Source organism: Actinomadura nitritigenes (assembly GCF_017573545.1).
Classification (GTDB): domain Bacteria; phylum Actinomycetota; class Actinomycetes; order Streptosporangiales; family Streptosporangiaceae; genus Spirillospora; species Spirillospora nitritigenes.
This window is the reverse complement of the sequence record NZ_JAGEOK010000009.1, coordinates 60,542-72,484: the sequence shown is the minus strand read 5'-3', so window position 1 is coordinate 72,484 and position 11,943 is coordinate 60,542. Positions and strand designations below refer to the sequence as shown.

The 11,943-nt window shown below is 73.8% G+C and carries 11 protein-coding genes; 7 read left to right on the top strand and 4 right to left on the bottom strand.

The window, feature by feature from the left end; translation table 11 throughout:
* The first annotated feature begins 5 nt into the window (after nucleotides 1-5).
* Together J4557_RS15290 and J4557_RS15285 are read left to right on the top strand one after the other, a co-directional pair.
* Nucleotides 6-416, top strand: coding sequence for a VOC family protein (locus tag J4557_RS15290; protein WP_208267194.1), 411 nt, complete (start codon nucleotides 6-8; stop codon nucleotides 414-416).
* A gap of 148 nt (nucleotides 417-564) precedes the next feature.
* Nucleotides 565-1,368, top strand: coding sequence for an SAM-dependent methyltransferase (locus J4557_RS15285; RefSeq protein ID WP_208267193.1), 804 nt, complete (start codon nucleotides 565-567; stop codon nucleotides 1,366-1,368).
* On the opposite strand, the gene J4557_RS15280 is transcribed toward J4557_RS15285, so the two are convergent.
* Nucleotides 1,361-2,497 carry a glycosyltransferase gene (locus J4557_RS15280; RefSeq protein ID WP_307799825.1) on the bottom strand — a complete coding sequence of 379 codons (1,137 nt, stop codon included), beginning with the start codon at nucleotides 2,495-2,497 and terminating at the stop codon, nucleotides 1,361-1,363. The two genes, J4557_RS15285 and J4557_RS15280, sit on opposite strands and share 8 nt — an antisense overlap.
* A gap of 72 nt (nucleotides 2,498-2,569) precedes the next feature.
* On the opposite strand from J4557_RS15280, the gene J4557_RS15275 reads away from it, so the two are divergent.
* Nucleotides 2,570-3,121 carry a potassium channel family protein gene (locus J4557_RS15275; RefSeq protein WP_208267192.1) on the top strand — a complete coding sequence of 184 codons (552 nt, stop codon included), beginning with the start codon at nucleotides 2,570-2,572 and terminating at the stop codon, nucleotides 3,119-3,121.
* A gap of 78 nt (nucleotides 3,122-3,199) precedes the next feature.
* On the opposite strand, the gene J4557_RS15270 is transcribed toward J4557_RS15275, so the two are convergent.
* Nucleotides 3,200-4,261 (bottom strand): S1C family serine protease, encoded by a 1,062-nt coding sequence (locus J4557_RS15270; RefSeq protein WP_307799824.1) that lies wholly within the window; start codon nucleotides 4,259-4,261, stop codon nucleotides 3,200-3,202.
* 149 nt (nucleotides 4,262-4,410) lie between these two features.
* Between J4557_RS15270 and J4557_RS15265 the strand changes: the two genes are divergently transcribed.
* Complete coding sequence (locus J4557_RS15265; RefSeq protein ID WP_208267190.1) at nucleotides 4,411-5,220, top strand: class I SAM-dependent methyltransferase; 810 nt, start codon at nucleotides 4,411-4,413, stop codon at nucleotides 5,218-5,220.
* Between the two features lie 25 nt (nucleotides 5,221-5,245).
* Here J4557_RS15265 and J4557_RS15260 read toward each other — a convergent pair whose 3' ends face one another.
* Nucleotides 5,246-5,638 carry a DUF2267 domain-containing protein gene (locus J4557_RS15260; protein WP_208267189.1) on the bottom strand — a complete coding sequence of 131 codons (393 nt, stop codon included), beginning with the start codon at nucleotides 5,636-5,638 and terminating at the stop codon, nucleotides 5,246-5,248.
* A gap of 164 nt (nucleotides 5,639-5,802) precedes the next feature.
* Here J4557_RS15260 and J4557_RS15255 point away from each other — a divergent pair, with 164 nt between their 5' ends.
* Nucleotides 5,803-7,611, top strand: coding sequence for a glycoside hydrolase family 15 protein (locus tag J4557_RS15255; RefSeq protein WP_372442489.1), 1,809 nt, complete (start codon nucleotides 5,803-5,805; stop codon nucleotides 7,609-7,611).
* A 23-nt stretch (nucleotides 7,612-7,634) separates the two neighbouring features.
* Nucleotides 7,635-8,684, top strand: coding sequence for a glucose 1-dehydrogenase (locus J4557_RS15250; RefSeq protein WP_208267187.1), 1,050 nt, complete (start codon nucleotides 7,635-7,637; stop codon nucleotides 8,682-8,684).
* On the opposite strand, the gene J4557_RS15245 is transcribed toward J4557_RS15250, so the two are convergent.
* Nucleotides 8,671-9,912 carry a phosphorylase family protein gene (locus J4557_RS15245; protein WP_208267186.1) on the bottom strand — a complete coding sequence of 414 codons (1,242 nt, stop codon included), beginning with the start codon at nucleotides 9,910-9,912 and terminating at the stop codon, nucleotides 8,671-8,673. The two genes, J4557_RS15250 and J4557_RS15245, sit on opposite strands and share 14 nt — an antisense overlap.
* Before the next feature lie 197 nt (nucleotides 9,913-10,109).
* On the opposite strand from J4557_RS15245, the gene J4557_RS15240 reads away from it, so the two are divergent.
* Nucleotides 10,110-11,891, top strand: a complete 1,782-nt coding sequence (locus J4557_RS15240) for a flavin-containing monooxygenase (RefSeq protein ID WP_208267185.1) — start codon at nucleotides 10,110-10,112, stop codon at nucleotides 11,889-11,891.
* Nucleotides 11,892-11,943 lie beyond the last annotated feature (52 nt).

The window sequence follows — 11,943 nt, the reverse complement described above, 5'->3', positions numbered from 1 at the left end:
GCCGCATGGACATCGCCATCCATTCGACGTTCCTCCCGCACGAGGACCCGGAGGCGTCCCTGGCCTTCTACCGGGACGTTCTCGGCTTCGAGGTCCGGCTGGACGTCGGCAGCGGGCGGATGCGCTGGATCACGGTCGGGCCGCCCGGCGGGACGGGCACGGCCATCGTCCTGCACCCGCCGGCCGCCGACCCCGGCGTCACCGAGGACGAGCGCCGCACCATCGCGGAGATGATGGCCAAGGGCACCTACGCCATCATCCAGCTGGCCACGCCCGACCTCGACGGCGTCTTCAAGCGGCTGCAGGCGGGGAACGCCGACATCGTCCAGGAGCCGGCCGAGCAGCCGTACGGGGTGCGGGACTGCGCGGTCCGCGACCCGGCCGGCAACCTGATCCGCATCCAGCAGACCCGCTGACGCCCCGGCCGGGTCCGGCCGCCGGCAACGGCGCCGGAGCGCCGTTCTTTTCCGGAAAGGGCGCGGGAAGGGCGTGCGGTCGCGGGCCGTCCGAGTTCGGCGGGGTGCGGTAATTTGGGGCGGAATCCCCGAGCGAAGGGCGTCGTTCATGGCAGCGGACGGGCCGGTCATCGACACGAGCGTTCCGCATTCGGCGCGCGTCTGGAACTACTGGCTGGGCGGCAAGGACAATTATCCGGTCGACCGGGAGGTCGGCGAGCAGGTCCGCGCGGTGTATCCGGGAATCGTGGACGTGGCGCGCCACTCGCGGGCGTTCCTCGGGCGCGCGGTCCGGTATCTGGCGGGCGAGGCGGGCGTCGCGCAGTTCCTCGACATCGGCACCGGACTGCCGACGGTGGACAACACGCACGAGGTCGCGCAGCGGGTCGATCCGGCCTGCCGGATCGTCTACGTCGACAACGACCCGCTCGTCCTGACGCATGCCCGCGCCCTGCTCAGCAGCACTCCGGAGGGCGCGTGCGACTACATCAGCGCGGACGTCCGGAACCCGGACGCCATTCTCGAACGGGCGGCCCGGACGCTCGATCTCGGCCGTCCGGTCGCGCTGATGATGCTGGGCATCCTCGGGAACGTGGGGGACGACGCGGAAGCGCGGGCGATCCGCGACCGGCTGGTCGGAGCGCTGGCACCCGGCAGTTACCTCGTTCTTGAGGACGGCACCGACAAGGTGGATCCGGAGGCGGCCGCTCAGGCGGAGCAGACCCGCGCGGAAGCGGGCGACCCTTACAAGCTGCGCACTCCCGAGCAGATCGCGGCCTATTTCGACGGCCTGGAACTGCTGGAGCCGGGTGTCGTGTCGGTGTCGCAATGGCGTCCGGAGGCCATTCCGTGGGGCAGCCCGCCGGAGGTGACGGCCTTCTGCGGCGTCGCGCGGAAACCCGCCGTCACCTGACGCGGCCTTTCCACGCCCCGCCGCGTCCTTTCCGATGCAGCCGGGCGGAGTCGACGGTCATCGCGGCGTACATGAGCGCGATCAGCGGCAGGGCCGGCGCCCTCAGCGGGGACAGGCCGTAGAAGCGGAGGATCGGGACGTAGGTGGCGGTCATCAGCGCCCAGGCGAGGAGGCCCGCGGCGGCGGGCAGGGGGCTGAGGGCCGCCAGCCCGGCGAGCCCCGCGACGGGCGGGACGGCGTACACCAGCAGCAGCCCGAGGACGGTGCCGAGCAGCAGCGCGGGCGAGTAGCGGAGCTGGTGGTAGGCGCTGCGGGCGATCATGGCCCAGAGGTCGCCCAGATGCGGGTAGGGGCGGCGGCTGACCACGTCCCGGTCGAGGTCGAGGCGGCAGCGGGCGCCGGCGCGCTTGAGCAGGCGGCCGAGCGCGACGTCGTCGATGAGCGCGTCGTGGACGGCGGCGAGCCCGCCCGCCGCCTCCAGGGTCTCGCGGCGGACGAGCATGCAGCCGCCCGCCGCGGCGGCGGTGCGGCGGCCCCTCGCGACCCGGCGGAACGGGTAGAGCTGCGCGAAGAAGTACACGAAGGCGGGGACGAGCCGGCGCTCCCAGGCGGTGGCGGTGTTGAGGGTGGCCATCCGGGACACGAGGTCGCGGTCGTGCGCGGCGCGGACGAGGCGGGCCAGCGTGCCGGGCGCGTAGGCGATGTCGGCGTCGGTGAACAGGTAGAAGCCGGGCTCGCCGGCGGCCCGGACGCCCTCGGACATCGCCCATACCTTGCCCGCCCAGCCGGCGGGCCGCTCGCGGGCCCGGACGACCCGGGACGCGCCGAGCCGGGCGGCGGCCTCGGCGGTGCCGTCGGTGCTGGCGTCGTCCACGACGACGACCTCGAAGCGGCCGGGGTAGCGCTGCGCGAGCACGGTCGGGAGCGTGCCGGGCAGGACGGCGGCCTCGTCCCGCGCCGGGATCACGGCGACGACGTGCGGCCACGCGCCCGGATCCGGGTCCGGGGCGGGGTCCGGGCCGGCGGCGCCGGGGAGGCCGGTCCGGGTGCGCCAGAAGCCGCCGTGGGCGGCCGCGAGGTAGAGCCAGGCCGCGAGGGAGGCCGCTGCCAGTACGCCCAGGATCAGCACGTCCGGCAGCCTCGCATCCGGCGGCGGCGATCGTCCAGCATCACGGAGCGTGAACGCGGGCATTCACAGGGTGTGGACGCTCCCTGGCGCCGGCCGCTGGTCCGGCCGATCGCGCGCATGCTGGTGATCTCGGCCTGCATGGTGGCGCTGTACTCCGTGGCGCCGCTGGACGTGCGGTTCGGGCTCACCACCGCGCTGACCGTGTTCGGGTCGCTGGTGGGCCTCGGCGCGCTGGTCGGCTGGCAGGCGCGCGCGATCGTCCGCTCGTCGTCGCCGTGGCTGCGCGCCCTGGAGGCGCTGGTGACGTCCCTCACGGTGTTCCTGGTGGTGTTCGCCTCGACGTACCGGCTGCTGGACAGCGGCGGGCCGGGCCACTTCTCCGAGCGGCTGTCGAAGGTGGACTCCATGTACTTCACCGTGACGGTGTTCTCGTCGGTCGGGTTCGGCGACATCGTGCCGGTGTCCACGCCGGCGCGGATCCTGACGACCCTGCAGATGCTCGGTGACCTGGTGTTCCTCGGTGCCGTCGGAAGGGTGCTCGTCGAGGCCGCGCGCAGGGGCGCGGAGCGGCAGGGGCGCGGGAAGCGACCGGGCCCGCACGGACGGCCGGGCTCGCGCGGGTAGCCGGGCGCGGGTAGCCGGGCGCGCGGGTGCGCCGGGCGAGGCCCGCGCCGGCCGCCGACCCCGCGGCCCGGCCCCGGATCAGCCGCCGGGCAGTTCGCCGAGGGTGACCTGGACGTCCTTCTTCGCCCCGTTCGGCTCCTCGACCTGGACCTTGACGGTGCCGCCGGGCTTCAGGTTCGCCAGCACGGCGGCCAGCGCGGTCTGGTCGGGCGTCGGGGTGCCGTTCACCGAGACGATCAGGTCGCCGGCCTTGATCCCGGCCTTGTCGGCGCCGGCGCCCTTCGTCACGTCCACCACGGCGACCGCGGTCTTCTGGCCGCTGTTCGGGTCGACGATCGTGCGGACGGTGGCGCCGATCGCGGCCCGCCCGGACTGCGACACCTTCCCGCTCTGGATCAGCTGCGGGACGATCTTCTTGACGGTGTCGCTCGGCGCCGCGAATCCGATGCCCGCGGCGGCCCCGCCGATCTGCGGGTCGGACGCGGCGGCGGTGGGGATGCCGATGACCTGCCCGTCCAGCGTGACGAGCGCGCCGCCGCTGTTGCCGGGGTTGATGGGCGCGCTGGTCTGGATCGCGTCGCCGATCGTCGCGCCGGGGAACGCGCCCTCCTGCTTGGTGGACACCGTCCGGTTCAGCGCGGAGACGATGCCGTTCGTCACGCTTCCGGCGAGGCCGAGCGGGTTGCCCATGGCGAGCACGATCTGCCCGACCCTGGCCTGGGCGGAGTCCCCGAACGCGGCCGGGCGCAGGTTGCCGCCGGTCGCCTTCACCACCGCGAGGTCGTCGGCGACGAAGGAGCCGACCAGGGTCGCCTTCAGCGGGCTGCCGCCGCTGGAGGACGTCACCCGGATCTGCTTCGCGCCCGCGACGACATGCGCGTTCGTGACGATGTCGCCCTTGTCGTCGTAGACGACGCCGGACCCCTCGCCCTGGTCGGTCTCGATCTTCACGACCGAGGGCAGCACGGACGAGACGACCTGCTCGTACTGCTGCTGGAGCTGCGCGGCGCCGCCGGTCGGCGAGGGCGCCGCCGCCGCGGCCGTCCGCGCCTTGCCGCCGTCGCCTCCCCCGCCGCAGCCCGCCAGCAGCAGCGCCGTCCCCGCCAGGGCCCCCGCGAACAACCTCACGTTCCGGTCCACCAGAACTCCCCCTCCCCCATCCGCTCCTTCCCTTTTCCGGCGGGAAGGCACTTCCGGCCTGCGGCGACGCGATCGCATTTTCGGCGGCCCTTGTCCGCCATGCCCGGAATGTCGGACGATCAAGGTCGCCACCGAGGGGAGATCGAACCGTGCGCGACGACATCGGCGGGGTCGACACCGGGGCCCGCGGCACCTGGGCCGGGGGCGACTACGCCCGCGTCGGCAACCGCTGGCTCCTGGTGAGCGAGCTGCTCTGCGAGACCGCCGGGATCCGGCCCGGCGAGCGCGTCATCGACGTCGCCACCGGCACCGGGAACACCGCCCTCGCCGCCGCCCGCCGGTTCGCCGACGTGACGGGCGTCGACTACGTCCCCGCCCTGCTGGAGCACGCGCGGGCCCGCGCCGCCGCCGAGGGGCTGGAGGCGCGGTTCGAGACCGGTGACGCGCTGGCGCTGCCCCACCCGGACGGCGCGTTCGACGTCGCGGTCTCGACGTTCGGCGTGCAGTACGTCCCCGACCAGGAGCGGGCCGCCGCGGAGCTGCTGCGCGTCGTCCGGCGCGGCGGGCGGATCGCGCTGGCGAGCTGGGCGCCCGACGGCTTCCTCGGCGAGCTGCTCCGCCTCGTCGACCGGTACACCGCCGGGGCGTCCGGGGACGCGGCGCCCACCCTGTGGGGCACCGCCAAGCACCTGGAGCGGCTGCTCGGCCCGCACGCGTCCGCGCTGGAGTGCGCCGAGCGGCGGTGGCGGTTCCGGTTCCGCTCCCCCGGCGACATGATCGGCTACTTCCGGGCGCACTTCGGGCCCCTGACCCTCGCGTTCGACGTCCTCGACGCCGCCGGGCGGGACGCGCTGACCGCCGGCCTCACCCGGTACGTCGAGGCCGCCGGAGCCGCGCCCGGCGGCACCGTCGAGGTCCCCTCCACCTACCTGGAGGCGGTCGCCGTCCTCGCCCCGTGAGGCCGGAGCGGGCGGTCCCCGCGGGTCAGTCCATGAGCTCGTTCTTGCCGAAGAACGGCGCGTACCCGGACGGGAGCTGGCTCAGCAGGTGGTTCAGCTCGCCGCCGGAGACGGTGCCCGCGACGGTGCTGAGCACGGCGTCGGCGTCCCATTCGGCGGTGCGCTCGGTGGCTCCGGTCATCCCGGCGACCCGGCGGCAGAACTCCGCCGACCCGTACGACTCGGCCCGCTTGGCGTCCCGGTCGCGCATCAGCTCGTCCAGCGGCTCGGGAAGCTGCGCGGCCAGGTGGTCGGCGCTCTCCTCGGTGAGCCGGTCCCGCAGGACGCTCAGCACCGCCTCGGTGACGCGCTCGGCCTCCTCGCGGCCGCTGTAGTCCCCGTTGTCGCGGACCGTCGCGATGAACTGCCCGTACTTCATGGTCTGTCCCCTCTCCGTACTGCGTCCGGCCCTCTCTGCCTGGGTGCCCGTGAACACGGCCTCCATTCGGCCCGCGGCGGGGTGAATCGCCCGCGGCCCCGCATGGTTCCGGACCCATGGGTACGGAGGAGACGGGATACCGAGCACGGAGGTGAGGGTTGGCGCTGCGCATCGAGGACTACGGGCTGCTGGGCGATCTCCACACGGCGGCCCTCGTGGGCGCCGACGGCTCGATCGACTGGCTGTGCCTGCCGAGGTTCGACTCCCCGGCCTGCTTCGCCGCGCTGCTCGGCGACGGCACCGCCGGGTTCTGGCGGACGGCGCCCGCGTCCGGCGGGAGGTGCACGCGCCGCCGGTACCGCGGGGACACGCTGATCCTCGAGACCGAATGGGACACCCCGGACGGCACCGTCCGCCTGATCGACACGATGCCGCCGCGCGGCGAGGCGGCCGACGTGGTCCGGATCGTCGAGGGCGTCAGCGGGCGGGTGCCGATGCGGACGGAGCTGCGGCTCCGGTTCGACTACGGCCGCATCGTCCCGTGGGTGCGGCGCCTGGACGGCCGGTGGGAGGCGGTCGCGGGACCGGACGCGGCGTGGCTGAGCACGCCCGTCCCGCTGGAGGGCCGCGACATGGCGACCGTCGGCGAGTTCGCGGTGTCGGCCGGGGACCGCGTCCCGTTCGTCCTGACCTACAAGCCGTCGCATGAGCCGCGCCCCAGGGAGGTCGAGCCGGAGCAGGCGCTGCGCGACACCGAGGCGTTCTGGGCGGAGTGGACGGGCGGCTTCCGCTACGACGGGCGCTGGGACGACGCCGTCCGCCGCTCCCTGATCACGCTGAAGGGCCTCACCTACCGGCCGACCGGCGGGATCGTCGCCGCCGCGACCACGTCGCTGCCGGAGCGGCTCGGCGGGCCGCGCAACTGGGACTACCGGTTCTGCTGGCTGCGCGACGCGACGTTCACACTGCAGGCGCTGCTCGGCACCGGGTTCGTCGAGGAGGCGCGGGCGTGGCGCGAGTGGCTGCTGCGCGCCGTCGCCGGCGACCCCGCCGAGCTGCAGATCATGTACGGGATCGACGGGACGCGGCGGCTCCCCGAGTCCACCCTCGACTGGCTCGGCGGGTACGAGGGCGCGTCGCCGGTGCGGGCCGGCAACGCCGCGTCCGGCCAGTTCCAGCTGGACACCTGGGGGGAGGTCCTGCACGGCCTGCACCTCGCCCGGGAGTCCGGCGTCGGCGCGGTGCAGAGCGCGTGGGACGTGCAGAAGGCGCTGCTCGACTTCCTCGAAGGGCACTGGGACGAGCCGGACAACGGGCTGTGGGAGGTGCGCGGCGACCGCCGCCACTTCGTGCACTCGAAGGTGCTCGCGTGGGCGGGCGTCGACGCGGCCGTCCGCGGCGTCGAGCAGCACGGGCTGGACGGGCCCGCCGCGCGGTGGCGGGCGCTGCGCGACCGGATCCACGCGGACGTGTGCGACCACGGCTACGACGCCGACCGGGGCACGTTCACGCAGTTCTACGGGTCGAGAGGGCTGGACGCGGCGCTGCTGCTGATCCCGGCGACGGGATTCCTGCCGTGGGGGGACCCGCGCGTCGTCGGCACCGTGGAGGCGGTGGAGCGCGAGCTGTACCGGGACGGGTTCGTGCTGCGGTACGACCCGGCGGCCGACGGCGGCGTCGACGGGCTGCCGGGGTCGGAGGGCGCGTTCCTGGCCTGCACGTTCTGGTTCGCGGACGCGCTGAACGGGATCGGCCGGCGCGAGCGGGCGACGGAGCTGTTCGAGCGGCTGCTCGGCCTGCGCAACGATCTCGGGCTGCTGAGCGAGGAGTACGACACGGCGGCGGGGCGGCAGGTCGGCAACACCCCGCAGGCGTACTCGCACGTCGGGCTGGTCAACACCGCGCGGCATCTGAGCGGCACGGCCGCGGCGGCGGAGGCGTCCCGGGCCGCGGGCGCGGGCGCCGGGACATGAAGAGAGAACCGAAGGAGAACGGCATGCGCGCCTTGACCGTCGTCCCCGGGCGGAAGGACTCCCTGTCGGTCCGGGACGTTCCCGATCCGGAGCCGGGCGACGGCGAGCTGCTGGTGGACGGGCTGGCCGTCGGGGTCTGCGGCACGGACCGGGAGATCGCGTCGGGCGAGTACGGCTGGGCGCCGCCCGGCCATGACCGGCTGGTCATCGGACACGAGTCGCTCGGCCGGGTGCGGCGGGCGCCGTCCGGCGGCGGGTTCGCCGAGGGCGACCTGGTGGTCGGCGTGGTGCGGCGGCCCGACCCGGAGCCCTGCGGGGCGTGCGCGCACGGCCAGTTCGACATGTGCCGCAACGGCCGGTACACCGAGCGCGGCATCAAGGAGGTCGACGGCTACGCGAGCCAGGCGTGGACGGTCGAGACCGGCTACGCGGTGAAGCTGGACCCGCGGCTCGCGGACGTCGGCGTGCTGATGGAGCCGGCGACCGTGGTCGCGAAGGCGTGGGAGCAGGTGGAGAGGGTCGGCGCACGGGCCTGGTACGAGCCGAGGTCCGTGCTGGTGACCGGCGCGGGCCCGATCGGGCTGCTGGCCGCGCTGCTCGGCGTCCAGCGGGGGCTCGACGTGCACGTCCTCGACCAGGTGGCGGACGGCCCGAAGCCGGAGCTGGTGAAGAGCCTCGGCGCGACGTACCACGCCGACGGGATGGACGCCGCCGTCGCGCACGCCGAGCCAGACATCGTCATCGAGGCGACCGGCGCCGGGCGGCTGGTGTTCGGCGCGATGGCGGCCACCAGCGCGTTCGGGGTCGTCTGCCTGACCGGCGTGTCCCCGAGGGGACGGCGGCTGACGGTCGACGCGGGAAGCATCAACCGGGAGCTCGTGCTGGAGAACGACGCGATCGTCGGGTCGGTGAACGCCAACCTGGACCACTACGCGGCGGCCGCGGACGCCCTCGCCGAGGCCGACCTCGACTGGCTCGGCCGGCTGGTGTCGCGGCGCGTGCCGCTGGAGCGGTTCCAGGACGCGTTCACACCGGACGAGGACGACGTGAAGGTCGTCATCACACTGGACTAGCGCCCGCCCGGGCCGCGCCGGGCGGGGTCTCCCGCTGCTCGGTCTCCGTTCCGAGCAGCGGCTCGTCGGACGCCCGCACGTCCTGGTTGGGCAGGCCGTCCGGGAAGTCGCTGCGCACCCGTTCGAGCGCGGACAGGGCGATGTCGAGGTGCCGCCGCTTGCTCGTCTCGTAGAAGGACTTCGCACCGTCCGAGAGCTTGGGCGCGGCGTGCAGCGGCTTGTCCGAGACGCAGAGCAGCGTCGCGTTCGGGATGCGGTAGCGGAACCCGTTGGCGGCGATCGTCGCCGACTCCATGTCGACGGCGATGCAGCGGGCGCCCTTCATCGCCGCGAGCGTCCGCCGCTGGTTGAACTCCCAGTTGCGGTTGCCGGTGGTGTGCACCACGCCCAGCCGGTAGCCGGCCCCGGCCGCTTCGAGGCTGTCGAGCAGGATGGTGTTGAGCCGGTGGTTGGGGATGACCGGGATGTCGGTGGAGAGGACCTCGTCCAGCACGTAGTCGGCGCGCTGGTAGGCGGTGGCCAGCACGTAGTCGCCGAGCCGCTGGTGGTTGCGGAGCCCGCCGCAGTGGCCGACCATGATCATGGTGTCGGGGCGCAGCACCGCCAGGTGGTCGGTGATGGTCTTGGCGTTGGACGGGCCGACCCCGATGTCGACGAGGCTGACGCCGTCCCCCTCGGGGGTGCGGTGGTGCCAGGCGGGCATCTGGACGCCGGGGCGCTCCGGCCCCTCCGCGCCGGGGAACCGCTCCCGGAACGACTCGACGTACATCGCGTAGTTCGTGAACAGGATGTGCCGCTGGAAGGACTCGGCGGGAGTCCCGCAGTAGTGCCAGAGCCGGTCGAGGGACAGGGCCATGCGCTCCGGCCCGAACAGGAACAGCTTCTTGCCGCGCAGGTCGACGTGGTCCTCGCCGAGGGCGGCGAAGAACCCCGGGTCGTCGAACGGCAGCGCCCGCCGCGACGCCCGGACGGTCACGTTCGCGCCCGCCCTGATCAGCGCCGACAGCTCCCTGCGCAGGTAGTTCCGGATCGCGCCCGGCCGCGCGAACTCGCCGGTGATGTGCGGGTTCGCCGACGACCACGGGCGTTCGACGTCGATGGCCGGATACCAGCCGTCCGCGTCGATGGCGCACAGGGCGTCCAGGAGCTCCTCCACCGCCGGGGCCTGCGCCCCCGCCGGCGCCGTCGTGACCCGTCCCACCGTGCCCGGCACGTTTCCCTCGACCATCCAGGCGCCCTCCTCCGGCTCCGCACCCAGGCCAGCATCCTCGATCCGCGGCCGCGGTGTGATCGTATTTCGCCCGAACAGCCCGGAGAGCGGTGGATCGTTCACGAGTGTCGCCTTCGGACGGTCGTGAATGTCATTCTGTTCTGGACGAGGGCGAGCGCGCGCGCCCGCCCGCAGGCCCCGCCCCCGGAGCGTGCATGATCGACAAGGAAGCCCTCCGCCGCACGTACCGCGCCGAACGCGACAAGCGGCTCCGCCCCGACGGCAACGCCCAGTACCAGCGGCTCACCGGCCGGTTCGCCCGCTACCTCACCGACCCCTACCTCCCCGTCACGCCCCGCGAGCCGCGCACCGACCACGTCACCGTGGCGTTCGTCGGCGGCGGGTTCGCCGGGCTCGTCACCGGCGCCCGGCTGAAGGAGGCCGGCGTCGCCGACGTCCGGATCGTCGAGAAGGGCGGCGACTTCGGCGGCACCTGGTACTGGAACCGGTACCCGGGCGCCCAGTGCGACACCGCCTCGATGGTCTACATGCCGCTGCTCGAAGAGACCGGGCACGTGCCGACCGAGAAGTACGCGCACGGCCCGGAGATCCTGGAGCACTGCCGCCGCATCGGCAAGCAGTACGGCCTCTACGACAACGCGCTGTTCCACACCGAGGTCGAGGACCTCGAATGGGACGCGTCCCGGTCCCGGTGGATCGTCCGGACGAACCGCGGCGACGCGTTCACCGCGCAGTTCGTCGCCATGGGCACCGGCCCGCTGCACGTCCCGAAGCTGCCCGGCATCGACGGCATCGACGCGTTCGAGGGGCACGCGTTCCACACGAGCCGCTGGGACTACGCCTACACCGGCGGCGACCCGTCCGGCGCGCCCATGGACGGGCTGGCGGACAAGCGCGTCGCGATCATCGGGACGGGCGCGACGGCCGTCCAGTGCGTCCCGCACCTCGCGCGGGCCTGCGCGGAGCTGTACGTCTTCCAGCGGACGCCGTCGTCGGTCGACGTCCGGAACAACCATCCCATCGACCCCGAGTGGTTCGCCGGGATCGCGACGCGCGGCTGGCAGCGGCGCTGGCTGGAGAACTTCACCTCCAACCAGACGGGCGGCACCGCCGAGACCGACCTGGTCATGGACGGCTGGACCGACCTCAGCCGCCGCATCCGCGCGCGGTACGCCGCGCTCGGCCCCGGCGAGGCGACGCTCGAGCGGATGGCGGAGGTCTACGAGGACTCCGACCACGAGAAGATGGAGGAGATCCGCGCCCGCGTCGACGCGATCGTCGCGGACCCGGAGACGGCCCGGAACCTCAAGGCCTGGTACCGGCAGCTGTGCAAGCGGCCCTGCTTCCACGACGAGTACCTGCAGGCGTTCAACGTCCCCGGCACCCACCTCGTCGACACCGACGGGAAGGGCGTCGAGCGCATCACCGCGTCCGGCGTCGTCGCGGGCGGGCGCGAGTACGAGGTCGACTGCGTCATCTACGCGTCCGGGTTCGAGGTCGGCACCGAGCACACCCGCCGCGCCGGCTACGACATGACCGGGCGCGGCGGCGTGAGGCTGTCGGAGTACTGGTCGGACGGGATGCGCACCCTGCACGGCACCCACGTCCACGGCTTCCCGAACGCGTTCGTCGTGCAGGCCGCGCAGGGCGCGAACCTCATCTCGAACATCCCGCACAACCTCACCGAGGCGGGCGCGACGATCGCGGCGGTGATCCGGCACGCCCTCGACCGCGGGTGCGCCGAGGTCGAGGTGACGCGGGAGGCCGAGGACGCATGGCTCGACCTGCTGCGCACCGCGCCGCCGCCGATGCGGTTCCTGCCGGACTGCACGCCCGGCTACTACAACAACGAGGGCCAGGAGCCGTCGCGGTGGTCGCTGCTGAACGTCGGCTACCCGGCGGGCGCCACCGCCTACTTCTCCTACCTGGAGCGCTGGCGCGAGTCCGGCGCCTTCGAGGGACTCGCCTTCCGCTGACCCCGCCGTTCACGTGCGGCGTGCCGCCGTCATGGGGGCGCCATGACGGCGG

What these genes read in the sequence shown, in the direction of transcription:
- J4557_RS15290 (WP_208267194.1), top strand. Translation starts at nt 6, where the DNA reads ATGGACATCGCCATCCATTCGACGTTCCTCCCGCACGAGGACCCGGAG.
- J4557_RS15285 (WP_208267193.1), top strand. Translation starts at nt 565, where the DNA reads ATGGCAGCGGACGGGCCGGTCATCGACACGAGCGTTCCGCATTCGGCG.
- J4557_RS15260 (WP_208267189.1), bottom strand. Translation starts at nt 5,638, where the DNA reads ATGAAGTACGGGCAGTTCATCGCGACGGTCCGCGACAACGGGGACTAC.
- J4557_RS15250 (WP_208267187.1), top strand. Translation starts at nt 7,635, where the DNA reads ATGCGCGCCTTGACCGTCGTCCCCGGGCGGAAGGACTCCCTGTCGGTC.
- J4557_RS15245 (WP_208267186.1), bottom strand. Translation starts at nt 9,912, where the DNA reads ATGGTCGAGGGAAACGTGCCGGGCACGGTGGGACGGGTCACGACGGCG.
- J4557_RS15240 (WP_208267185.1), top strand. Translation starts at nt 10,110, where the DNA reads ATGATCGACAAGGAAGCCCTCCGCCGCACGTACCGCGCCGAACGCGAC.